Raw genomic sequence first — 21,872 nt, 5'->3', positions numbered from 1 at the left:
AGTTCTGCAGGGGTTTCATGACGACCGTCCCGTTTCGCGAACGCCTGGTCTTCGACAACGCCAATGGTGAAATCCTCGATGAGAGCCGACGATACATGCTGATGCGTCCCGAAGCGTTGATGGGTATCTTCCAACGTCTCGACGTCGAGACGCGCGCGAAGACGCTCGAAGCGTTCGCGGCCTCCGTCATCGAGATGGGAGGCAACAGCGCGCGCGCCTATCGCGCCCATGGCGGCGGCGACGCCAAGGCGCTGCTGACCACTGTTGCGGCGACCGCGCCTGATCTTGGCTGGGGCCGCTGGACGTTCGATCACCGAGAGACCAGACTTCAGCTGACGGTCCAGAATAGCCCCTTCGCGGCTGGATACGGCCGCGCAACGCATCCGGTCTGCCAGGCCATATCCGGCATGGTGACCGCCGTTGCGAGACTTGCACTGGACCGAGACGACGTGGCAGCCAGGGAGACGGCATGCGCCGCCTGCGGCGCGCCAGCTTGCATCTTCGAAGCCAGCGCCTGATGGGAGAAGCCGAACAGCGGCCGCCCCTATCGCAGTGCAACAACGGCCGCCCCCATCGCTGTGCATTGACACAGCCCGCTTTTGGAGCGGATTCACGCCAGAAGCGCCAAAGCCAGTATGTGTGGAAGGTTGGACCAATCGACGTTGATGTCGGCGGAGCGGTTCAGCTCATACCGCAGCAGTGTCAAGGCATCGCGGGGCACGCCATAGGGAATGACGCTGGACCGCTCGATCAAGCCGGCATTGCCGTATCTCGTTTCTAACGCCGGCAACGCACTTTGCTCACTGCTCCTTCCGCGTTCGCCGGGTTTGTCAGCACCGCGACAGCTAGGTCAGCCGTGCCCTGGTCGTGCGCGGCGTGGCCAGGAGCAGGTTGGTTTCGCTGCCGGTTATCCCGGGAATAAGGCGGATCCGGCGCAGCACGGCATCGAAATCGGTCAAAGAGGCGGTTCCGAGTTCCACGACCAGATCCCACCGGCCATTGGTCGTGTGGATGTCCGACACCTCGGGAAAGCCCCCCAGCGAGCGCACCACGCGATCAGCGGCGTGGCCCTCGATCTCGATCAGCATGATGCCCCGGATGCGTTGGTCGACCGCGTCGGCGCGCAGCACCACCGTGTAGCCGATGATCTGGCCGGACCGCTCCAGCCGCTCCATGCGCGCCCTGACAGTGGCGCGCGAGACACCGAGGTCGACAGCGAGATCAGATACGCTGCGCCGACCATCGTGCCGAAGCAAGGTCACAAGCCGTTCGTCCAGAGAATCCATTGCCGCCGCCATTTTGATCAAAATCGGTGCCAATATGATAAGATAGCCTTTCCGAATTGCCAATTTAATATGTTCACGTCGCCGTGTCGCCATGGTTCTTTCCCGGACTATTCAAGCGTTGCCAGCGGGAGAAACAATGCGTTGCAAAATCGTCGGGGCGCCGGTGCAGGACGGCGCTGGCAGAATGGGATGTGAGATGGGGCCGAGTGCCCTGAGGACCGCCGGTCTTGCCGATGTGCTGTCCGGTCTCGGCCATGTTGTCGAGGATATGGGCACCGTCCAGGCAATTCCGACAAGGCGCATCGTGCATGGCAACCTGGCCCTGAAAGCCCTGCCTGAAATATCGGCCTGGACCTCCGCCATATCGGAGGCCGCCTACACTGCCAGCAAGGATGCCATGCCGATCTTTCTCGGCGGCGACCATTCGATCTCGGCGGGAACGGTATCGGGCCTCGCCCGCCGCGCCGCCGAAAGCGGACGCCCGCTGTTTGTGCTATGGCTCGACGCGCATCCGGACTTTCATACGCTCGACACCACCGCCAGCGGCAATTTGCACGGTGTTCCGCTCGCCTATGCCAGCGGCCAGCCGGGTTTCCATGGCTATTTTCCGGATCTGCCGGCAGCCGTCGATCCCAAGCGTATCTGCACCATGGGCCTGCGCAGTGTAGACCCGGCCGAGCGGAGTGCGCTGAACGAGGCAGGGGTAACCGTGCACGACATGCGCGCTATCGATGAGCACGGAATCGCGCCGCTACTGCGTGCTTTCCTGGCGCGCGTGTCGACCGAAGACGGCCTTCTGCATGTTAGTCTCGACGTCGACTTCCTCGATCCGTCGATCGCGCCGGGGGTCGGCACCACCGTTCCAGGCGGCGCCACCTTCCGCGAGGCGCATCTGGTAATGGAGATGCTGTCCGACAGCGGCCTCGTTTCCAGCCTCGATCTGGTCGAATTGAATCCCTTTCTGGACGAGCGCGGCCGGACCGCGACATTGATGGTCGACCTGACGGCCAGCCTGATGGGACGACGCATCATGGACCGCCCCACCCGCAGCCATTCCGGGAGCTTTTGATCGTGACCGCAGCAAAGCTGAACATCGTCCCCTTCGTCAGCGTCGACCGCATGATGAAACTGGTGATCGCCATCGGCGTCGAGCGCTTCCTGACGGAACTCGCAAGCTACATCGAGGAAGACTTTCGCCGCTGGGAGCTTTTCGACAAGACGCCGCGCATCGCCTCGCACAGCCATGACGGCGTCATCGAGCTGATGCCGACAAGCGATGGGCGTCTCTATGGTTTCAAATACGTCAACGGCCATCCCAAGAACATGCGGCAAGGCTTGCAGACGGTCACCGCCTTCGGCGTGCTGGCCGATGTCGGCAGTGGCTACCCGATGTTGCTCACCGAAATGACCATCCTGACCGCGCTTCGCACTGCCGCCACCTCCGCTGTCGCGGCCAAGTATCTGGCGCCGAAAGGCACCCGCACGATGGCTATCATCGGCAATGGCGCCCAGTCGGAATTCCAGGCCATCGCATTCAAGGCGCTGACCGGCGTCGATCGGCTCCGGCTCTATGACATCGACAGGTCAGCCTCGTTGAAATGCGCGAAGAACCTGACAGGCATGGGATTCGATATCACCATTTGCGGGACTGGGCAGGAAGCGGTTGAAGGTGCGGGGATCATCACGACCGTCACCGCCGACAAGCAGAGCGCCACCATTCTCACCGACAACATGGTTGGCTCCGGCGTCCACATCAACGCCGTCGGTGGCGATTGTCCGGGGAAGACCGAACTGCACAGGGACATCCTGCTGCGCTCCGATATTTTCGTGGAATTCCCACCACAGACCCGCATCGAGGGCGAGATCCAGCAATTGGACCCCGATCATCCAGTGACCGAACTCTGGCAAGTGATCGGCGCGAAGGCCGAGGGACGCCGCGACTCCAAGCAGATCACCCTGTTCGATTCTGTCGGCTTCGCCATCGAGGATTTTTCCGCGCTCCGCTATGTGCGCGACCAGTTGCAGGCGACCGGCCTCTACGAGGAACTCGACCTGCTGGCCGACCCGGATGAACCGCGCGACCTCTTCGGCATGCTTTTGCGGGCGGCCATGCAGCCGGCAGTCTGAGGAGGCTTGCTCGAACGGCAGCCGGCCAGTCCCAGCATCGCTGTTGACGGAATGGTGCCGCCACATAGGCGCGGTTTGCCGTGACCATGGAAAGACGCATCGTGAAGCCTCGCGCAATCTTTGCAGTGTAGTCTGCCACCAGATTGCGAGGCTCCATGACGCGCAAACCATTGCTGCTTTTCGCCTTCCCAGCTTTTTTCTTGCTAATTCTGGCGGCGGAGCGGACGGCTACCGTCCTGCTCGGGTCTATCCGGCAAGTCCCGAAATGTGGAGAATCTGGCTCGCGCTGCATGCGTTGCCAGCGGCGTTCTTCCTGACCAACCACATGGCCCTGCTTCTAGTGGGGGTATTGATCCTTGTCGGTGGCCAAACCGAGCCTTTGCTGGCGCCGGAACTCATTGTCAAACCGCGCTTTGACGAAGCGGTCCGGCTTGGTGTGTCGGCCGCGTCGGTTGGCGCGGTGGCGCGCATCGCCACGCTTGGCGAGATCGATTCCGCGTCGGCGCATTTCAATCTCGGCGGCCGCCAGGTGCCGATCCGCGTGCTCCTCGACAAGTCGGCGAGCGGCGATCTGGAGACGTTTCGGAAGCTTCGGGTGAGAACCTCAATGGCGGCGTCGTGACCCTGGCCGCGGTCGCCGATATCTCTTTCGACGCGGTGGAAGGAAAAGCCGAACGGCTTGACCGCAAGGGTCTGACTGCCGTCGAGGCCAATCCGAGGGAAGCAACGCTCCGCACCGCGATGAACGCGATCATGGTCCTGCCGGCCCTTACGAACCTGCCGCCCAGCGTCTCCATGATCGAATACGGCGACGTCGAGAACATGTCGGAAATGTTCCGCAGCTTCGCGCTGGCGCTGCTTCCGGCATATTGATGGTGACCGCCGTCCTGGTGCTTCTGTTCAAGGACTTCCTGCAGCCGGTCACCATTGCACTTCCGCTTCGATAGGCGGAGCTGCACCGGGTCTGATCCTCTATAGCGCCGCACTCGATCTCTCGTCGACCATCGGTGTTCTCATGCTGATGGGCATCGTCTGCAAGAACTCCATCCTGCTGGTGGACTATGCGATCGAAGCGCGAAACGCCGGGATGGACCGCCGCTCGGCCCTGCTCAAGGCCGGGACCACCCGTGCTCTCCCATCGTCATGACGACGATTGCCATGGTGGCCGGCATGCTGCCCGCGGCTGCTGGCGTGGATGCCTATGCAGGGTTTCGCGCACCGATGGCGGTGGCCGTGATAGGCGGCTTCATCGCGTCGACCCTGCTCAGCCTTGTGGTAGTCCCGGTGATGTTCGCCGCGATGAATGATCTTAGTTCCTGGTTCGGGCGCAGGCTGAAAGGACTGTCTTCGTGATCGATGCCGACCGCATTGCCGGCGCGGTGCTCGCGGAGCAAAATCTGAGGGGCGCGAGGTTCCCGGCGGAATGAAGGACCGCGCGCCCGTCCAGGTCAGCGTCCGCGCGCACGGCATCAGTCTCTTCCCGAAGACCGCGTTGCCTGGCGCAGCAGATAAGCGACCGCGCCAAGCATCATCAGCGCCAGTCCAAACCACGTCACGGCATAGACGAGGTGGCTGTTGTGAAACGAAACGACCGTCAGGCCGCCGACCGGCCATCCACCCGGGTTGGGTGTGGCGTCGGCGTCGATGAAATAGGGTGCAACCTGCGCAATACCTTGTGCGGCGGCGATTGCCTGGATATCGCGTGAATACCAGCGATTGGCCGCCGCATCATTGGCACGCAGGAAGCCACCCTTGGGCTCGGTCATGCGAAGCAGGCCGTGAAGGACCGTGAGGTCGCTCGACACCCGGGCCATGGGGCGAGCCGTGGGGTCGCGTTTGTCCGCTGGCACGAAGCCGCGATTGACCAACACGATGAAACCCGCATCCGTCCGGAACGGCGCCATCACCCAGAAGCCACCGCCGAGATCGGTCACCGCCTGAACCAGGGTCTCGCGGTCGTCGACAAAACGGCCAGGCACGGCAAGCCGCCGGTACTCGTCATCCGCCGCGCTGACCGTCGCCCAGGCGTCTGGTCCAGGTGCCGCGACAGGCGCGGCTTGCAGGCGATGCTCGACGCGATCGATGAGATCGAGCTTCCAGACCCGGCGCTCCAGCTGCCAGATGCCAAGCGCCGAGAATCCGGCCACACCGATGGCGCCGCAGAGGCAAAGCACCAGCAGCGTCCATGTCGAGGCCCGCTGGTCATTGTCGGCGTCAAATCGTGGCCGCGTCTGTGTCGCTGTGTGCAAAGCCGGCTACGCCTCTCAGGGCATCTGGCCCATGTCGTGGCCAGGCATCATGTTGGTGTTCAGGTGGTACATGACCCAGAGCGAACCGGTCAGCGTGATGACCACGAGAATGAGGGTGAAGATCAGCGCCATCATGATCCAGCCGCTTTCCGAGCGGGTGTTCATATGCAGGAAGAACACCATGTGGACGACGATCTGGACGACAGCGAAGCCCATGATGGCGATTGCCGATGCCGTCTGGTTGCCCAGTGCGTTGCTCATGACCAGCCAGAACGGAATCGCGGTCAGCAGCACCGACAGGCCGAAGCCCGTCAGGTAGCCCTTCAGCGAGCCATGGTCGACGCCGTGATGCAAGCGCGCGTGGTGTTTGGCGTCGGCTTGGTGTCCTGTACTCATCGCAGCATTCCCATCAGGTAGACGAAGGTGAAGACGCCGATCCATATGACGTCGAGGAAGTGCCAGAACATGCTGAGGCACATCAGGCGCCGCTGGTTGGCGGCGATAAGCCCGTGCTTGGAAACCTGGACCATCAGCACCACCAGCCAGACCAGGCCGAACGTGACGTGCAGCCCGTGCGTTCCCACCAGCGCGAAGAACGAGGACAGGAAGCCGCTGCGTTGCGGCGTTGCGCCTTCGTGGATCAGATGCGCGAATTCGTAGAGTTCGATGCCGATGAAGGCGAGGCCGAACAGGCCGGTGATCACCAGCCACGCCTGCATCGGGCCGACACGTCCTTTCGCCATCTCCAGCATGGCGAAGCCATAGGTGATGGACGAGAGCAGCAGCATGGATGTGTTCAGCGCGACGAGCGGCAGATCGAACAGATCCTTTGGCGCCGGCCCGGCCGCATAATTGCCGCCGAGAACGCCATAGACCGCGAACAGCATCGCGAAGATGAGACAATCGCTCATCAGATACATCCAGAAGCCGAGCATGGTGCTGCTGCCGCTTTCGGCGTGCCCATGGTCATCTTCGAGGTGGAAGATAGTGTCGTCGGTCACGTCATGCGCAAGTGCCATGGTGCTCACCCCGCTGCCTGGCTGGCGAGCAGGCGCGTCCGCGCGTCCTCGACGCGGCTGACGTCGCTGGAACCAATGTGGAAGTCCCTGTTATAGTTGAACGTGTGGGCGATGGCGTAGCCGATCAGGCCAACGAAGCTCACGATCGCCAGCCACCAGATGTACCAGATCAACGCCACGGCGAGCACCACGCTCAAGCCCGCCAGGATGACGCCGGCACCGGTGTTGCGCGGCATGTGGATATCACGGAAGCCGGTCAGCGGACGCCGGTAGCCGCGCTTCTTCATGTCCGCCCATGCGTCGCCGTCATGAACGATCGGCGTGAAGGCGAAATTGTAGGCCGGCGGCGGCGACGATGTCGCCCATTCGAGCGTGCGCCCGTCCCATGGATCGCCGTTGTCATCGCGAAGCAGCTCGCGCCGCCGCACGCTGATGAAGATCTGGATCAGGAAGGACACGATGCCGAGCAGGATCAGGAAAGCACCGAACGCGGCGATGATGAACCAGATCTGCAGCGAGGGGTCCTCGAAGGTGCGCAGCCGGCGCGTCACACCCATCAGGCCCAGGATATAGAGCGGCATGAAGGCGAACCAGAAGCCGACAACCCAGAACCAGAAGGACATCTTGCCCCAGAATGGGTCGAGCCTGAAGCCAAACGCCTTGGGGAACCAGTAGCTGATGCCGGCGAACAGGCCGAACAGTACGCCGCCGATGATGACGTTGTGGAAATGCGCGACCAGGAACAGGCTGTTGTGAAGCACGAAGTCGGCCGGCGGAACGGCAAGCAGCACGCCGGTCATGCCGCCGACCGTGAAGGTCAGCATGAAGGCCAACGTCCACATCATAGGCAGCTCGAAGCGGATGCGGCCTCGGTACATCGTGAACAGCCAGTTGAAGATCTTGGCGCCTGTCGGGATCGAGATGATCATCGTGGTGATGCCGAAGAACGAGTTGACGCTCGCTCCCGACCCCATTGTGAAGAAGTGATGCAGCCAGACCAGATAGGACAGGATGGTGATGACGATCGTCGCGTAGACCATCGACGTGTAGCCGAACAGGCGCTTGCCGCAGAAGGTCGAGGTCACTTCCGAGAAGATGCCGAAGGCCGGCAGGATCAGGATGTAGACTTCCGGGTGGCCCCAGATCCAGATCAGGTTCACGTACATCATCGGATTGCCGCCGAAGTCGTTCGTGAAGAAGTTGGTGCCGACATAGCGGTCAAGCGACAGCAGCGCCAGGACAGCCGTCAACACCGGGAAGGCGGCGACGATGAGCACGTTGGTGCAGAGGGCCGTCCAGGTGAAGATCGGCATTCTCATCATGGTCATGCCGGGCGCCCGCATCTTGACGATGGTGCAGACGAGGTTGACACCTGACAGCAGCGTGCCGACGCCTGCCACCTGCAGCGCCCAGATATAGTAGTCGACGCCGACATCGGGGCTGTAGCCTATGCCCGAAAGCGGCGGATAGGCGAGCCAGCCGGTACGCGCGAACTCGCCGACGAACAGCGACATCATGACGATGATCGCGCCGCCGGCCGTCATCCAGAAGCTGAAATTGTTGAGGAACGGGAACGAGACGTCGCGCGCGCCGATCTGCAGCGGAACGACGAAATTCATCAGGCCGGTGACCAGCGGCATCGCCACGAAGAAGATCATGATCACGCCATGCGCGGTGAAGATCTGGTCGTAGTGATGCGAGTTGAGATAACCCTCGGAACCGCCAAAGGCCATCGCCTGCTGCAGGCGCATCATGATCGCGTCGCTGAAGCCGCGCAGCAGCATGACGATGCCAAGCACCATGTACATGATGCCGATGCGCTTATGGTCGACGCTGGTGAACCACTCGCGCCACAGATAGCCCCAGAGCCGGTAGTAGGTCAGTGCGCCGACAAGGGCGATGCCGCCCAGCGCGACGGCGCCGAAGGTCGCCACGACGATGGGCTCATGCAGCGGAAGCGACTCGAGTGTCAGGCGGCCAAAGATCGCCTTTGTAAATGCGGGATTGTCGAACATGTCTTGCGTGGCGCCTCAGGAGTTGAACGGCGACCGAAGCGTGCCGGTTGTGGATGGTGCCGGCAGTCGGATCGACAGCGGCGTTGGCCGTTTCAGGCCGGCGCCGAGGATTGGCGTGGAAGTCATCGGCACGTCGGGTTGCGCCGCGTTCGAGGCCGCCAGCGCCTCTTCGGTCGTGCATATGCTGGCGACGTAGGAGGGCGAGGGGCCGAAAATCGTTCCGCGCCGCGCGAACTTGTCATATTCCAGCGGCAAGGTGTTGTAGATGCCGGCCATGCCAAGCCCGCCCTTGGCATCGATCTGTGACATCTCGCTCATGCACATCTTGCCGCGCTCGACGCACATGTTGAGGACCGCCTTGTAAAGGTCCGCGTCGACCGCCGCATATCGGCTCACGGGCTGGTTCTCGCTCGGCCGTTCAAGCTCCAGATAGACGCTCCGGTTCAGCTTGCCGCCGGCGTCCTTCGCCTTGGCAATCCAGGTCTGGAAGTCGGCATCCGTCAGTCCGTGAAAGCCGAAGCGCATTCCGGAGAAACCGGCGCCGCTGTAATTGGCGGAGAACCCCTCATAGTCGCCGGTCTTGTTGATGACCGCGTGCAGCTTCGTTTCCATGCCGGGCATCGCATAGATCTGGCCGGCCAGTGCGGGGATGTAGAAGGAGTTCATCACCGACGCCGAGGTGATGCGGAAGCTGATTGGCCGGTCGACCGGAGCCGCCAGCTCATTGACCGTCGCAACCCCATATTCCGGATAGATGAACAGCCATTTCCAGTCGAGGGCGACGACTTCCACCTCGAGCGGACGCACGTCTGGCACGAGCGGCTTGCCGGCGGCGACGCGTCCGATCGGACGGTAGGGGTCGAGCAGATGCGTGCCCATCCAGGTCACGGCGCCAAGGCAGATGATGATCAGCAAAGGCACGGCCCAGATGACGAGTTCGAGATGGGTGGAATGGTCCCAGTCCGGCTCGTAGCGCGCCTCGCGGTTCGACTGGCGGTAGCGCCAGGCAAAGAATATGGTCAGCGCCATGACCGGAATGATGATGATCAGCATCAGCACCGTGGAGATGACCAGCAGGTCGCGCTGCTGCGCGGCCACGTCGCCGGAGGGGTCCATGACCACCATGCCGCAGGAGGCCAGGGACGCTAGCAAAGGCAGCAGGAAGAGGATGCGGAGACGGCTCACGGGATGACCTGTCGGTTGTTCTCCCAAGTGCTAGCTGCAGTGCAGCAATGAAGGCATTGGACAATTTGTCCAATGCCGCAATGTCGCGCCAACCGGCATCAAGGCATCCGGCCCGCGCGCGCTAAGCAACCGTTTGTCCCGGGCGACGGAGAATGCTGTGAGCCCAACTTCGAAGATCGAGGCCGACGCCAGACGGATCACCGCGCGCCATCACGAGGTGAACCCGGGAGAAATCGCCATCGGTGTCATTATCGGCCGGACGTCGGATTTCTTCGACTTCTTCGTCTACGCGATCGCCTCGGTCATCGTCTTTCCCAAGCTCGTATTCCCTTATGTGGACCCGCTTACGGGCACGCTCTACTCATTCGGCATCTTTGCCCTTGCCTTCATTGCCCGCCCGTTCGGAACGACCATCTTCACGGCCATCGACCAGGCCTATGGACGCAGCGCCAAACTGACCATCGCGCTGTTCCTGCTCGGCACATCGACGGTCGCGATCGCCTTTATCCCGGGTCATGACCAGATCGGCTCGGCCTCGGCATGGCTGCTGGCAATGTTCCGGATTGGCCAGGGCCTCGCGCTCGGCGGAACCTGGGACGGGCTCGCCTCGCTGCTGGCGTTGAACGCTCCGGAAAAACGCCGCGGCTGGTACGCCATGATCCCGCAACTGGGTGCGCCGCTCGGACTGATCGTCGCCAGCGCGCTGTTTGCGTTCTTCGTCGGCAATCTCTCGGCGGAAGACTTCTTCAGCTGGGGTTGGCGCTATCCGTTCTTCGTCGCCTTCGCCATCAATGTCGTCGCCCTGTTCGCGCGGCTGCGGATCGTGGTGACGCCGGAATACACCAGACTGTTCGAAACCCGCGAGCTGCAGCCCACCTCTGTGGCCGAGACCTTGCGTGCGGAAGGCCGCACCGTCGTGCTCGGCGCTTTCGCGCCGCTGGCGAGCTTTGCCTTGTTTCATATGGTGACGGTGTTTCCGCTGTCGTGGATCTTCCTGTTCACGCGCGAAGGGCCGGCGCGGTTCCTGGTCATCGAGACCATCGGCGCCTTCTTCGGCCTTGCCGCGATCGTGATCTCCGGCTTCGTCGCCGACCGCGTAGGGCGCTGGCCGCTGCTGGGCGGTTCCGCCGTGGCCATCGCCGCGTTCAGCGGCTTCGCGCCTCAGCTCCTTGATGGTGGCTTTATTGGCGAGGCCATGTTCATGGTGCTCGGCTTCATCCTGCTTGGCCTGTCGTTCGGTCAGTCTTCCGGCGCGGTCGCGTCGAATTTCTCCAAGACTTATCGGTACACCGGCGCGGCGCTGACCTCGGATCTCGCCTGGCTGTTTGGCGCCGGCTTCGCGCCCATAGTTGCGCTCTTCCTGTCCAGCCATTTCGGGCTGATCTCATCGGGCGCCTATCTGTTGTCGGGGGCGGTCTGCACCTTGCTGGCCCTCAGGCTGAGCCAGCGCCTGGATCGGAGCACCGCTTGAGCCGGCAAGAGGCGATTGTATCAGCCAGGCGGAGGCCTGAATGACGCTGCACGATAAAACCAACAAGCAGAACTTCCTGCTTCTGATCCAGTTGCGCTGGATCGCCGTCGCCGGCCAGGTGGTGACCATTCTGGTTGTCCACTACCTGCTTGGCATCGACCTGCCGCTCATCCCGATGGCGGTGGTGATCCTGCTGCTGGTCGGGCTCAACATCGCCAGCCTGCGCCGGCACAGCAGTCAGGATGCCGTCACCAACACGGAGCTCTTCCTTGGGCTTCTGCTCGATGTCGCCGCGCTGACGGTGCAGCTCTACCTGAGCGGCGGGGCGTCCAATCCCTTCGTCTCGCTCTATCTGCTGCAGGTCATCCTGGGCGCGGTATTGCTCGAGACCTGGTCCGTCTGGGCGCTGGTTCTGATCACCAGCGCCTGCTTTGTCGCCCTGACCACCTTCTATCGCGCGATCGACCTGCCGCCGACCCATGGCGCCGGGCTGTTCAACCTGCACATCCAGGGCATGTTCATCTGCTTCGTGCTGGCAGCAACGCTGCTGGTGCTGTTCATCACCCGGGTGCAGCACAATCTGCGTACCCGCGATGCCCATCTGGCCGACCTGCGCCAGCAATCCGTGGAAGAGCATCACATCGTCAGGATGGGCCTGCTCGCCTCGGGCGCCGCGCATGAACTGGGCACGCCGCTGGCCACGCTTTCGGTCATCCTCAACGATTGGCAACGCATGCCGGTCCTCAAGGCCGATCCGGAGCTGGCACAGGAAATCCTGGAGATGCAGGGCCAGCTGGATCGTTGCAAGAAGATCGTCTCGGGGATCTTGATGTCGTCGGGGGAATTGCGCGGTGAGGGAACCATTCGCACCACGGTAGGCGCATTCTGGGCCGAACTTGTCGAGGAATGGAAATCGACGCGGTTGCCTCAAGGTTTCGAGTACACCAACCGCTTCGGGTCCAACCAGGAGATTGTGTCCGACCCTGCGCTGAAACAGGTGATGTTCAACGTGCTGGACAACGCGCTTGAAGCATCGCCTCATTGGGTCGGGCTGACCATCAGCCATCACGCGGGCAATCTTGGCGTCGAAGTCGTTGATGCGGGTCCGGGATTTGAAAAGGCCATGCTGGCGGAATTCGGCAAGCCTTACACGTCGACCAAGAACCGGCCCGGCAGCGGGCTCGGGCTGTTTCTCGTCGTCAATGTCATCCGCAAGCTGGGCGGCGCCGTTACCGTCAGGAACCGATCAGAGGGGGGAGCCTCGGTGACGCTGCGCCTGCCGCTGACGGCTCTGTCCGCAGGAGAGAAAAATGCCAGCTAAGCGCACGCTGTTGATCGTCGAGGATGATGTTGCCTTCGCGAACGCCCTGCGCCGATCCTTCGAGCGGCGCGACTACGAGACCCACATTTGCCAGAGCGTCGACGGCGTTCTTTCGCTCATCGGCAGCGTCGCGTTTCGGTATGCCGTCGTCGATCTCAAGCTTGCTCGCGGTTCGGGGCTGGAATGCGTCAAGGCGCTGCACGAACATGATCCCGAGACGAGTATTGTCGTGCTGACAGGCTTTGCCAGCATCGCCACGGCGGTCGAGGCAATCAAGCTCGGCGCCAGCCATTATCTGGCCAAGCCCGCCAATACGGACGACATCGAAGCTGCCTTCGCCAAGGCCGAAGGCGACGCGTCCGTGCCACTGACGCGCCGTTCGACCTCGATCAAGAACCTGGAATGGGAACGTATCCACGAGACGCTGGTGGAGACGGATTTCAACATCTCCGAGACCGCCCGCCGCCTCGGCATGCACAGGCGCACGCTGGCCAGGAAGCTGGACAAAAGGCCACTGAAGTGATCACCAGGCTGCGCCTGCCGGAGAACCGATCCGGGTCGAAGGCTCAGCCTCAGACGATGAAACGCACCGCTCGCTGAATGTCGAAGAAATCGGCGGCCTTGAAGCGCAGCGTGCGCGCCGCAAAATGTTCGACACCCGGATACCAGCTGGCATTGTAGGCCTCGACCGGCGTGGTGTATTCGACCACCAGTTCGAACCCGTCGGCAAGCCCAGGCAGGCAAGCCGAAAGGTCGCGTGATAGCGCCGCTTCGACCCCATTGCGGATTGCTTTGACGGCAGCGCCCGGCGTCAGTGATGAGGTCGCCGGGCCAAAGCCCTCGCTGGTCGCTACCGTGCCGATGGCCGGCACCAGTGTCTTCGCCTCGGCGCACATGCCGGCATCGCCGCTGAGAAATGCCGACGGCACGCCATAGCGCGCCGCGCAGAGCGCGTTCAGCGTGTATTCCGATGCGACCTCGCCATTAATCAGCAGCCTCGAAACGGTGCGGGTGAAGGTGTGCGCCAGCGGGTTGGTGTCGGTTCCCGCCTTGTTGTGATAGCCGGTATAGAGTGCGGCGGCGAAGCTGGCGTCGATGCCGAACATCATCATATCAGGATGGCCGCTCCAGCCGCGCACGATGCGGACATAGTCGGGCAGTTTCGACAGGATGAGGTTGCGCGCCGAAGAATGCGCGTCCTTCACCACCACCTCCGTGGCGCCAGCCGCCTTTGCCCCCTCGCAGGCCGCGACCAGTTCGTCGGTCATGTACTCGCGGAACTCGGCGTAATCAGGGTTGCCCTTCCTGGCTTCGTCCCAGTCGGTGATGCCGGCGGTGCCTTCGATGTCGGCGCTGATGAAGACTTTCATTGTCTGTCCTTCCGCATGTTTAAAGAAGCTCGGCCATCGACGACAACAGTCGGTCGATCTGCTCCGGCGAATGTTCTGAAAACACCGCCAACCGCATCATCGGCACGTCGGGCGCGTCGGAATATCCGGATGCTTTCGTCACCTTGACGACAATGTCGCGCTCGTCGAGCCGGGCTTGCAGCGCGTCGAAATCGACAGCGCCCCGGATCGAGACGATAGGGACCGGCGTGTCCACCACATCGAAACCAAGCTTGCGCAAACCGCCGCGCATATGGCCGACATTGCGGACCAGGTCGGAACGCATCCGTGGCGTCGCCGCCAGGATGCGCAAGGCAGCGCTGGCTGCCGCCGCGGCGCCGGGCGGTGGCGGCGAGGCACCGCGCATGATCATGGCGTTGCGGCCTACCTTCTCGGCCAGCGCCGTCTCGCCTGGGATGATGCCGCCGAGTGCGCCGAATGCCTTGCTCAGCGTGCCGGAGAGATAATTGCCTTCCGCTTCCAGGCCGGCATGTTCCAGCGAACCGCGCCCGCCCGCGCCAATGGCGCCGACGCCATGGGAATCGTCGATGCAGAGCAGGGCGCCGTCATAGGGCGCCATCGCCTTGCGGTAGTCCTCAAGTGGCGCCAGCGCACCCGTTGAAGGAAACACGCCGTCGGCGACAATGACGGGGCGCTGGCCAGGCCCCACATGGTTCGACAGTTGCTCGGCAAGGCTGCCGGCATCAAGATGGCGAAAGCCGTGGACCGGCTTGCCGAGCGTCGGGATGGCATCGCGGCTGCTGTAATGGGTCGCGGCGTCCATGAGCACCAGGTCGAAGTCGTCGCGCAGGCCCTGCAACAGGGCCATCGGCCCGGTGTAGCCAGAAATCATGGCCACGACCTGCTCCGTGCCGAACCATGCGCGAAGCCGCTCGTCAAGGTCGCTGTAGACCTGCATCTGCGCCAGCGTCCCCGGTCCCATGCCGAACTGCCGCGTGGCGGCGCAGGCGGCTTCGATGACCTCGGGGTGGCCGTGCAGGCAGAAGTAGCTTGTGCCGCAGAAATAATCGGCATCGCGGCCGTTGATGCGCATGCGGGCGCCCAACGGCGATTCCATGGTGACCGGCGTTGCCATTCGCGCTCTCCCGCTCAGCCAGCGATTGCCGCCGGGGCGTGCCGGCGCTCGAGGAACATCGGGCCGACGCGGATGCCATGCCGGCCATGATCGTCAACGGCATCGAGTTCGAGGACTTCCTCTTCGTAGAGCAGGCCATGCATGCGAAAGCGCCCGGCTTCCAGCGGCTCGCAATTGTGGGTGCAGAAATACTCGATCAGGCATTTCAGCTGACCATGGCTGTAGCTCAGATAGGTGATGTTGAAGTCCGGCCCGTATTCGCCGAGATGCGGCGCGATCTCGGTTGGCACCGTCTCGGCGGGCAGTGCATCGATGCGCGACCAGTGCGCGCCCTTCCACACCAAGCTCCCCGGCTTGGGGAACGACAGGTTCATATGCGGATACTCGGCACCGCGACCGTAAATACGTCCGTCTATGGTGAAATCCGAGCCGGCGATGGGACGGATCTGCAACGGCACGCCTTCGCCCATCAGGTAGAGTTTTTCAGCCCTGGCCTTGACCTCGACGATCTCGCCGGAAGTCTCGTTCCGGTAATGGCCGGGAAGTGCCGCGAGTTGATCGGCGGCGACAGGCGGCAGGCTCTGCCGCCGCGCTGGCAACGCGCCCATGTGGCGTTCGGCCAGCGCGATGCGCAGGCCCTCGACCCCCAGCCGCGCACCGATCTGGTTGGAGAAATCCAGTGTCGAGAAGATCAGCACGCCAACGCCGGCGGCTGGCAGCAGGATCATCTGCGAGGAATAGCCATAGACGGCGCCACCATGTCCCACCGACGTCCAACCGTCGACATCGCCGACGCCGAAGCACAGGCCATAGGTGTTGGCGACCCTTTCGCCGGAGGCGCGCTTGCCGATCGGCACCCACATTTCGCGCAGCGAGCCGGGTGACGCGATGACCCGGCCGTCCGGCGCGAAGCCGCCGCGCAGCAGGCATTGGGCATAGCGCGCCATGTCGCCAATGGTGGAATAGATGTTGCCGGCGGGCGGGCCGCCAAGATCGAACACAGGCGCCGGACTGTCGCCCTCCAGCGTCCACATGTCGGCCGGCGCCAACCGCTCGGCAATGCCCGGCGCCAGGCCCGACGAAGTCTGGTCCATGCCGAGCGGCTTCAGGACATTTTCAGTGACGTATTCGGCGTAGCTCTTGCCCGTCAGCGTCTCGATGACCATCCCGGCCACGGCGATGCCGGCGTTGGAATAGTGCATCTCGCCAAGGCTCGGATCCTGCTTCAGGATAGAAGTGGCAAGTTCGGCCACGGTGTCAGCCAGCGGCGGCCGCGACGCGTCCAGGTAGTGGCCGCTCTTGGGCTCGCGCACCATGCCTGCGGTGTGGCTCATCAGCTTGCGCAGGCTGATCTGGGAGCCATGCGGGCCGCCATCGCGTCCCGCATACGGATTGATTGGCCTAAAGCCGGGCAGGTATTCGGAGACGTCGACGTCGAGATCGACAAGCCCCTTCTCGGCAAGCTGCATGATCGACAAGGCGGTGAATGTCTTGGTGATCGAGCCGATGCGGAAACAGGTGTCGTCGCCCATGGCGAAACCGCGGTCATGGCGCTGGATATGGCCGGCCGCCATCAGCCCGTCGCGGTCGACAAGGCCGTACGAGATGGAGGGGATCGCCTTGTCCTCGACCTGCTGTCGGATCAGGTCCTCGAACAGCTCGCTAGCGGCGGCGGACAGTCGGCTCATTGGTGGTCTCCTCGAAAAATCAGTCGCTGACAATCAACTTGGTCATTCCGCGGGGGAGGGCGAGTTGAGCTAAGCTCGATCCCGCCAAGTACCGGACGGTGGTGCGCCGGCTTAAAAGAAGGTCTTCATCGCTTCCATCACCCTGTAGTCGTCGTCGACGAGGTAGATGATCTGCCACTTGTCGAATGTCGTGCAGGGATGAGAAATGCCGAGCCCGACACGGTCTCCCACGGCAAGTGGCAGATCGATGGGAAAGCGCATGTAGGCGTGCTGATCGTTGAGGTTGACGATCTCGCACCCTGCCGGCAGGTCCTGCGGGCGGGCACCCGCCCGCGACAACAGCAGCGGTACCGGGAATCCCGAATCCGTACCGCAATCACGCCGGCCGGCGGTCAGCAAGGCAAGCCCCGGCTCCGGTATCGATTGCACGTAAGCCCAGATTTCCAACGCTCTGCGCAATCCGTCCTGCGCGCCGGTCTTGGCTTGCAGGCGCTCGTGGGCGCTCTGATAGAGCCCGGAATCATGCGTGACGTAGCAGCCGCTTCTCGTCACCACACGGGCGCCGCAACGCGCCAGCCCATCGATGACGATGTCGTAGTACGAGGAGCCGCCGGCGGTGATCACCGGCGCATCGCTCTCAAACAGATCCTCATTCGCGCACAGGCCGAAGAGCGTGGCAATCTCATCCATGAAGGCCCCGACCGCCTGGTCGGGCGAGCCGTTTTCGGTTTTTATCAGGCCTTCGAAGGTTTCGATCCCGACAAGGCGAAGCTCCGGGGCTGCGCGTATCTGTCTGGCGAGGGCAATGGCGATGTCATTGGTCCGGCAGCCGGTGCGGCCGCCGGGGTAGCCGCGTTCAAGAAGCAGTTGCAGCGGACGGTCGAGCTGGTTGCGCCGGACTGTCTCGGCGGCGGCCTCGATGCCGGCGGCGCTGTCGACGATCATCATGAAGTCGAGATCGGGCGCCTTGACCATGGCGGCGATCGCGTCGAGCTCGGCTCGGCCGACAGCCTGGTTGGCGAGAATGATCCGGTCGGCGCCGAAAGTACGGCAGACCCGCATCTGCTGGACCGTGGCGACGGTGACGCCCCAGGCGCCATCCGCGATCTGACGGGCTATGATCTGCGGGCACATCGTCGTCTTGACGTGCGGCGCGATCAGCGCGCCACGTTCGGCGACGAAACGCTGCATCCAGCGCGAATTGTGGGCAAGGGCGTCGGCGCGAATGACCGCGGCAGGCAAAGGCAAGTCGCCGGCAAGCATGTTCCAGCCCTGGGCGGCGACATCGGCGAACCCGAGTTTCGCACCGAATGGAATGCCCTTGATGCTGTCGTCCAGGACGACCGTCGCCAGTGCGTCAAGATTGAAGGCCATTGGATGATCTCCCCCAAGATCAGAGTTATGCTTCGGCATGCACCGCCGCGCCAAGCCCGGAGCGGGCGGGCGAAACAGCGTCGGGATTGAAACCGGCTTCGAGGATTTCGTCGGCTATTGGCCTGCGGTTGGCCAGTGCGGCGACCACCTTGGCCAGCGCCGGAGCTGTCTGGATACCATAGCCGCCCTGGCCAGCCAGCCAGAAGAAACCCTCGACACGCGGGTCGAACCCAACCACCGGGCTGCGATCGGCGGCGAAGGTGCGCAGGCCGGCCCAGCGGCGTGGAATCGAACGCACCGGCAGGTCGGCCGCCTGTTGGATGCGGTCGATGGCGACGGCGATATCGAACTCGTCGGCCTGTGCATCGCATGGTTCGCTTGGGGTTTCGTCCGCCGGCGAGGCAAGAAGCCGTCCCGCGTCCGGCTTGAAATAGAACTCCTCATCGACGTCAATCACATGCGGCCAGGACGAAGCGTCAATGCCATCGGGCAGGTCCAGCATCATGGCGGTGCGGCGCAGCGGCGTCAGTCCGGCCGCTGCAACGCCAGCCATCGCCGCAATGCTGTCTGCCCATGCGCCGCTGGCATTGACGATGGTCCTTGCCTGGAACTGCTCTCTTGCCGTGGTGACACGCCAGCCGGATGGCCCCTTGTCAATATTCAGGACTTCGGCCGAGACCGCGATGCTGGCGCCCCGTGCGCGGGCGCCGCGCAGATAGCCTTGATGCAAGGCATGGACGTCAATATCCATCGACGTCTCATCAAGCAGGGCCTGCGCCACATAGTCGGTACGCATGATCGGCACGCGCTCGCGCACGGCATCGGCGCTGAGAACCCGCGGCGGCTTTCCGCCGGCCTGCATGAAGATCTCGCTCAGATGGGCGATGCTCGCTGCCTGATCGGCGCGTGCTATGAAAAGCACATGGCGTGGCGTCAGCAGGGGATGTTCGGAAAAGCCGGCCGGGGGCGCCTCATACAGGCGGCGGCTGGCGCGCGTCAGCGACCGGATCGCGGCGTTGCCGTAGGTTTCCGAAAAGAGCGCGGCGGAGCGGCCGGTCGTGTGATAGCCGCAATGCTCCTCACGTTCGACAAGCAGGACGCTTGCCCCGTCGGCCAATTCATAAGCCGCCGATGCGCCCGCTATGCCACCGCCGATCACAACAAAGTCGAACATCATTCACCTGAGGCTGATTACCCCTATCAGAAACTTATTTTTCCTATTGATCAAGTCGTTTTCCGTATCGCGCAAAAAATTAGAGTGTAGTATCCCTAAAGGTCTGAGATGCGGGATCAGCAGCTGAAATGACGGATCAGAAAGCAAGCCTGGGCGATTTCCTGCGGGAAATCCGCACGCGAAACCATTGGACCTTGTCGCAAGTCAGCGCGATGACGGGGCTCGCGATATCGACGCTGTCCAAGGTTGAAAACAACCAGATGTCGTTGACATACGACCGCATCGTGCAACTGGCGGAGGGGCTGAAGGTCGACATCGTCGAATTGTTCGGGACCCGTGCGGCTGAAACCAGCCCCAGTCCGCTCGGCCGCCGCACGATCAGCAGGGCTGGCGAAGGCCGTTCCATCAAGACCAGGAACTACGATTACCTCTATCTGTGCACCGACATTTCGAAAAAATCGATCGTGCCGATGTTCGGCACGGCGCATGCCCGCACGATGGAAGAGTTCGGTGCTTTCATCCGCCATGTCGGGGAGGAGTATACCTATGTGGTCGAGGGCGAGCTGGAACTTCACACCGAGCACTATGAGCCTGTGAAGCTGAGGGCCGGAGACTCCGTCTATTTCGACGCGACTATGGGGCATGCCTACCTGACGGTAAGCGAGAAACCGGTAAGCTTTGTCTGCATCTGCTCGACTTCGGAGAAGGAGTTGATCGACGCGATCGGCTCGTCCTCGATCAGCGAAAGCGCTATTTCGAAACTGACACCCCGTGCCAAGACCGAGCAACTTGTGAGTACGATAAGAAAATAAGTTGCGCTTAGGAAAACCCTTGCCTAATCTGATCCGGCGGACAAATTGCCGGAAACAGGCGTCGTTCGAGTCCGCCGAACCTCAGAGGGTAGAGAGATGGTTTTCGCGCACTGGAAGAAGTTGGGCCTTGCCCTTTTAGTCACCTCGTCGCTCACACAAGCAGCATGGGCCGCCTCGGATGTGCTGGTTCTCAGCCGGGCGGAGGACGCGCCGACCGCGGACCCCGGGGTCGAGATCAGCAACAGCGGCTATACCTTCATCTATGCCGCTTACGAGCATCTGGTGGCTTACAAGGGCGCCACCACCGAAGTCGTTCCGGAGCTTGCGGAAAGCTGGACCGTCGACGACACCAACACGGTTTGGACCTTCAAGCTGGCGCAGGGACACAAGTTCGATGACGGCACACCTGTCGACGCCGCCGCCGTGAAGTTCAGTTTCGACCGGGCGATGAAGCTCAAGGCAGGCCCTTCAGATGCCTTTCCCGTGCTGAAGGAAGTGCAGGTCGTTGATCCAGGCACCGTCAAGTTCATTCTCTCCTCGCAGTTCGCGCCGTTCCTCTCGACCATGGCCGTCTCGGGCGCGGCCATCATCAATCCCAAGGTAATGGAACATGAAAAAGATGGCGACATGGCCAAGGCCTGGCTTGCCGAGCACACAGCCGGCAGTGGCGCATACAAGATCACGAGCTGGGAACGAAACCAGAGTGTCGTGCTCGATCGCAACGAGCATTACAGCGGCCCAACTCCCGCCCTGAAGCAGATCGTGGTGCGTACCGTCGGTGAAATTTCAGCCCGGCGCCTGCAACTCGTCAACGGCGATGCCGACATTATCGAACAGGTCCCCGTCGATCAGGCAGCGGCGTTGAAAAGCGACGCCAGCATCGTCGTGGAGAGCAACCCGAGCCTCTACGTCAACTACGTCTACATGAACAACAAGCGGCCGCCGCTCGACGATCCGCGCGTGCGCCAGGCGATCTCCTACGCGGTGGACTACAAGGGCATCGTCGACGGCATCATGCAGGGCCAGGCCGAGCAGATGCGTGGCGCTGTTCCGGACGGCATGTGGGGGCATGATCCCCAGGGCTTCCAGTACAGCTACGACGTCGAGAAGGCCAAGGCGCTGCTGAAGGAAGCCGGCAAGTCCGACATCCACCTCACCTACACATTCTCGCAGGCAGATACAGCTTGGGAGCCGGTCGGCCTGGCATTGCAGGCCAACCTTGCCGACATCGGCATCAAGCTCGACCTGCAGGCCGTCGCCGACACCACCAAGCGTGAGATGGCGGCGAGCGGCAATTACGACCTGGCCCCAGGCGCATGGACGCCTGACTTCGCCGACCCCTACATGTTCATGAACTACTGGTTCGATCCGGACCGCATGGGTGGCCCCGGCAACCGCGCCTTCTACAACAATCCCAAGGTTGCCGATCTTGTCCGCGAGGCCGCCAGCATCATCGACCAGCCCAAGCGCGAGCAGCTCTATCTCGAGGCGCAGAAGCTTTCGACGCAGGATGCGCCCTATCTCTACCTGATGCAGAAGAACGACATCTTCGCGCGCCGCGCGGTGGTCAAGGGTTACGTCTACAACCCGATGCTGATCCAGGTCTACAACTTCGCCACCATGTCGAAGTCTGAATGATCGCGCGCGACGGAGCGCCTTTGGCGCTC

General features: G+C 62.7%; 24 protein-coding genes. 12 read left to right on the top strand and 12 right to left on the bottom strand.

Features of this window, described 5'->3' with window-relative positions:
• Positions 1-17: 17 nt before the first annotated feature.
• Positions 18-518, top strand: coding sequence for a V4R domain-containing protein (locus GA829_RS30985; RefSeq protein WP_195176342.1), 501 nt, complete (start codon positions 18-20; stop codon positions 516-518).
• 92 nt (positions 519-610) lie between these two features.
• On the opposite strand, the gene GA829_RS30980 is transcribed toward GA829_RS30985, so the two are convergent.
• Together GA829_RS30980 and GA829_RS30975 are read right to left on the bottom strand one after the other, a co-directional pair.
• Complete coding sequence (locus GA829_RS30980; protein WP_258052022.1) at positions 611-790, bottom strand: hypothetical protein; 180 nt, start codon at positions 788-790, stop codon at positions 611-613.
• 55 nt (positions 791-845) lie between these two features.
• Positions 846-1,286: an Lrp/AsnC family transcriptional regulator gene (locus tag GA829_RS30975; protein ID WP_195176341.1), complete on the bottom strand. Its 441-nt coding sequence runs from the start codon at positions 1,284-1,286 to the stop codon at positions 846-848.
• A 136-nt stretch (positions 1,287-1,422) separates the two neighbouring features.
• On the opposite strand from GA829_RS30975, the gene rocF reads away from it, so the two are divergent.
• The 6 genes from rocF to GA829_RS36930 are packed head-to-tail and all read left to right on the top strand — an operon-like array spanning position 1,423 to position 4,766.
• The gene (gene rocF / locus GA829_RS30970; protein WP_195176340.1) at positions 1,423-2,355 is read left to right on the top strand and encodes an arginase; all 933 of its coding nucleotides are present in this window, start codon (positions 1,423-1,425) and stop codon (positions 2,353-2,355) included.
• Between the two features lie 50 nt (positions 2,356-2,405).
• Complete coding sequence (locus GA829_RS30965) at positions 2,406-3,413, top strand: ornithine cyclodeaminase (RefSeq protein ID WP_258052376.1); 1,008 nt, start codon at positions 2,406-2,408, stop codon at positions 3,411-3,413.
• Positions 3,414-3,456: 43 nt separating this feature from the next.
• Positions 3,457-4,035: an efflux RND transporter permease subunit gene (locus GA829_RS30960; RefSeq protein WP_195176338.1), complete on the top strand. Its 579-nt coding sequence runs from the start codon at positions 3,457-3,459 to the stop codon at positions 4,033-4,035.
• Positions 4,032-4,286 carry an efflux RND transporter permease subunit gene (locus tag GA829_RS30955; RefSeq protein WP_195176337.1) on the top strand — a complete coding sequence of 85 codons (255 nt, stop codon included), beginning with the start codon at positions 4,032-4,034 and terminating at the stop codon, positions 4,284-4,286. The genes GA829_RS30960 and GA829_RS30955 overlap by 4 nt, the downstream gene beginning before the upstream one ends.
• Positions 4,282-4,560: an efflux RND transporter permease subunit gene (locus tag GA829_RS37380; RefSeq protein ID WP_308462349.1), complete on the top strand. Its 279-nt coding sequence runs from the start codon at positions 4,282-4,284 to the stop codon at positions 4,558-4,560. Before GA829_RS30955 ends, GA829_RS37380 begins: the two co-directional genes overlap by 5 nt.
• The gene (locus tag GA829_RS36930; RefSeq protein WP_258052021.1) at positions 4,557-4,766 is read left to right on the top strand and encodes an efflux RND transporter permease subunit; all 210 of its coding nucleotides are present in this window, start codon (positions 4,557-4,559) and stop codon (positions 4,764-4,766) included. The genes GA829_RS37380 and GA829_RS36930 overlap by 4 nt, the downstream gene beginning before the upstream one ends.
• Positions 4,767-4,882: 116 nt before the next feature.
• On the opposite strand, the gene GA829_RS30945 is transcribed toward GA829_RS36930, so the two are convergent.
• From GA829_RS30945 to cyoA, 5 genes are all read right to left on the bottom strand, one after another.
• Positions 4,883-5,587, bottom strand: coding sequence for an SURF1 family protein (locus GA829_RS30945; RefSeq protein WP_195179876.1), 705 nt, complete (start codon positions 5,585-5,587; stop codon positions 4,883-4,885).
• Between the two features lie 90 nt (positions 5,588-5,677).
• Positions 5,678-6,058 carry a cytochrome o ubiquinol oxidase subunit IV gene (gene cyoD, locus GA829_RS30940; protein WP_195176336.1) on the bottom strand — a complete coding sequence of 127 codons (381 nt, stop codon included), beginning with the start codon at positions 6,056-6,058 and terminating at the stop codon, positions 5,678-5,680.
• Positions 6,055-6,681 carry a cytochrome o ubiquinol oxidase subunit III gene (gene cyoC / locus GA829_RS30935; RefSeq protein ID WP_195176335.1) on the bottom strand — a complete coding sequence of 209 codons (627 nt, stop codon included), beginning with the start codon at positions 6,679-6,681 and terminating at the stop codon, positions 6,055-6,057. Before cyoC ends, cyoD begins: the two co-directional genes overlap by 4 nt.
• A gap of 5 nt (positions 6,682-6,686) precedes the next feature.
• The gene (gene cyoB, locus GA829_RS30930) at positions 6,687-8,696 is read right to left on the bottom strand and encodes a cytochrome o ubiquinol oxidase subunit I (protein ID WP_195176334.1); all 2,010 of its coding nucleotides are present in this window, start codon (positions 8,694-8,696) and stop codon (positions 6,687-6,689) included.
• Between the two features lie 15 nt (positions 8,697-8,711).
• Positions 8,712-9,881 carry a ubiquinol oxidase subunit II gene (cyoA, locus tag GA829_RS30925; protein ID WP_195176333.1) on the bottom strand — a complete coding sequence of 390 codons (1,170 nt, stop codon included), beginning with the start codon at positions 9,879-9,881 and terminating at the stop codon, positions 8,712-8,714.
• A 157-nt stretch (positions 9,882-10,038) separates the two neighbouring features.
• Between cyoA and GA829_RS30920 the strand changes: the two genes are divergently transcribed.
• From GA829_RS30920 to GA829_RS30910, 3 genes are read left to right on the top strand one after another with little or no spacing between them, the layout of a single operon-like run.
• Positions 10,039-11,352, top strand: coding sequence for an MFS transporter (locus GA829_RS30920; RefSeq protein WP_195176332.1), 1,314 nt, complete (start codon positions 10,039-10,041; stop codon positions 11,350-11,352).
• A gap of 40 nt (positions 11,353-11,392) precedes the next feature.
• Positions 11,393-12,673, top strand: a complete 1,281-nt coding sequence (locus GA829_RS30915) for an ATP-binding protein (protein WP_195176331.1) — start codon at positions 11,393-11,395, stop codon at positions 12,671-12,673.
• Positions 12,663-13,196, top strand: coding sequence for a response regulator transcription factor (locus GA829_RS30910; RefSeq protein WP_195176330.1), 534 nt, complete (start codon positions 12,663-12,665; stop codon positions 13,194-13,196). Before GA829_RS30915 ends, GA829_RS30910 begins: the two co-directional genes overlap by 11 nt.
• A gap of 49 nt (positions 13,197-13,245) precedes the next feature.
• Here GA829_RS30910 and GA829_RS30905 read toward each other — a convergent pair whose 3' ends face one another.
• From GA829_RS30905 to GA829_RS30885, 5 genes are all read right to left on the bottom strand, one after another.
• Complete coding sequence (locus GA829_RS30905) at positions 13,246-14,043, bottom strand: M55 family metallopeptidase (protein ID WP_195176329.1); 798 nt, start codon at positions 14,041-14,043, stop codon at positions 13,246-13,248.
• 19 nt (positions 14,044-14,062) lie between these two features.
• Entirely contained in the window at positions 14,063-15,157 is a 1,095-nt protein-coding gene (locus GA829_RS30900; protein WP_195176328.1) for an aminotransferase class I/II-fold pyridoxal phosphate-dependent enzyme, read from the bottom strand.
• Positions 15,158-15,171: 14 nt separating this feature from the next.
• Positions 15,172-16,845 (bottom strand): serine hydrolase domain-containing protein, encoded by a 1,674-nt coding sequence (locus tag GA829_RS30895; protein ID WP_195176327.1) that lies wholly within the window; start codon positions 16,843-16,845, stop codon positions 15,172-15,174.
• A 111-nt stretch (positions 16,846-16,956) separates the two neighbouring features.
• Positions 16,957-18,219 carry an amino acid deaminase gene (locus GA829_RS30890; protein ID WP_195176326.1) on the bottom strand — a complete coding sequence of 421 codons (1,263 nt, stop codon included), beginning with the start codon at positions 18,217-18,219 and terminating at the stop codon, positions 16,957-16,959.
• 25 nt (positions 18,220-18,244) lie between these two features.
• Positions 18,245-19,393 (bottom strand): NAD(P)/FAD-dependent oxidoreductase, encoded by a 1,149-nt coding sequence (locus GA829_RS30885; RefSeq protein ID WP_195176325.1) that lies wholly within the window; start codon positions 19,391-19,393, stop codon positions 18,245-18,247.
• A 128-nt stretch (positions 19,394-19,521) separates the two neighbouring features.
• On the opposite strand from GA829_RS30885, the gene GA829_RS30880 reads away from it, so the two are divergent.
• Entirely contained in the window at positions 19,522-20,205 is a 684-nt protein-coding gene (locus GA829_RS30880) for a helix-turn-helix domain-containing protein (RefSeq protein ID WP_195176324.1), read from the top strand.
• A 96-nt stretch (positions 20,206-20,301) separates the two neighbouring features.
• Positions 20,302-21,843, top strand: a complete 1,542-nt coding sequence (locus tag GA829_RS30875; RefSeq protein ID WP_195176323.1) for an ABC transporter substrate-binding protein — start codon at positions 20,302-20,304, stop codon at positions 21,841-21,843.
• Positions 21,844-21,872 lie beyond the last annotated feature (29 nt).

This window comes from Mesorhizobium sp. INR15, assembly GCF_015500075.1.
In the GTDB taxonomy this organism is placed as follows: Bacteria; Pseudomonadota; Alphaproteobacteria; order Rhizobiales; family Rhizobiaceae; genus Mesorhizobium.
Note: the sequence above shows the minus strand (reverse complement) of the source record. Positions and strands in the feature narration are given on the sequence as shown.

Bases quoted from the DNA above. Each gene is read 5' to 3' on its own strand.
- GA829_RS30875 (WP_195176323.1), top strand. From the start codon at position 20,302: ATGGTTTTCGCGCACTGGAAGAAGTTGGGCCTTGCCCTTTTAGTCACC.
- cyoB (WP_195176334.1), bottom strand. From the start codon at position 8,696: ATGTTCGACAATCCCGCATTTACAAAGGCGATCTTTGGCCGCCTGACA.
- GA829_RS30975 (WP_195176341.1), bottom strand. From the start codon at position 1,286: ATGGATTCTCTGGACGAACGGCTTGTGACCTTGCTTCGGCACGATGGT.
- GA829_RS30915 (WP_195176331.1), top strand. From the start codon at position 11,393: ATGACGCTGCACGATAAAACCAACAAGCAGAACTTCCTGCTTCTGATC.
- GA829_RS30985 (WP_195176342.1), top strand. From the start codon at position 18: ATGACGACCGTCCCGTTTCGCGAACGCCTGGTCTTCGACAACGCCAAT.
- GA829_RS30910 (WP_195176330.1), top strand. From the start codon at position 12,663: ATGCCAGCTAAGCGCACGCTGTTGATCGTCGAGGATGATGTTGCCTTC.
- GA829_RS36930 (WP_258052021.1), top strand. From the start codon at position 4,557: ATGACGACGATTGCCATGGTGGCCGGCATGCTGCCCGCGGCTGCTGGC.
- GA829_RS30885 (WP_195176325.1), bottom strand. From the start codon at position 19,393: ATGTTCGACTTTGTTGTGATCGGCGGTGGCATAGCGGGCGCATCGGCG.
- GA829_RS30905 (WP_195176329.1), bottom strand. From the start codon at position 14,043: ATGAAAGTCTTCATCAGCGCCGACATCGAAGGCACCGCCGGCATCACC.
- GA829_RS30880 (WP_195176324.1), top strand. From the start codon at position 19,522: ATGACGGATCAGAAAGCAAGCCTGGGCGATTTCCTGCGGGAAATCCGC.
- rocF (WP_195176340.1), top strand. From the start codon at position 1,423: ATGCGTTGCAAAATCGTCGGGGCGCCGGTGCAGGACGGCGCTGGCAGA.
- GA829_RS30895 (WP_195176327.1), bottom strand. From the start codon at position 16,845: ATGAGCCGACTGTCCGCCGCCGCTAGCGAGCTGTTCGAGGACCTGATC.
- GA829_RS30890 (WP_195176326.1), bottom strand. From the start codon at position 18,219: ATGGCCTTCAATCTTGACGCACTGGCGACGGTCGTCCTGGACGACAGC.
- cyoD (WP_195176336.1), bottom strand. From the start codon at position 6,058: ATGAGTACAGGACACCAAGCCGACGCCAAACACCACGCGCGCTTGCAT.
- GA829_RS30900 (WP_195176328.1), bottom strand. From the start codon at position 15,157: ATGGCAACGCCGGTCACCATGGAATCGCCGTTGGGCGCCCGCATGCGC.
- cyoC (WP_195176335.1), bottom strand. From the start codon at position 6,681: ATGGCACTTGCGCATGACGTGACCGACGACACTATCTTCCACCTCGAA.
- GA829_RS30965 (WP_258052376.1), top strand. From the start codon at position 2,406: ATGATGAAACTGGTGATCGCCATCGGCGTCGAGCGCTTCCTGACGGAA.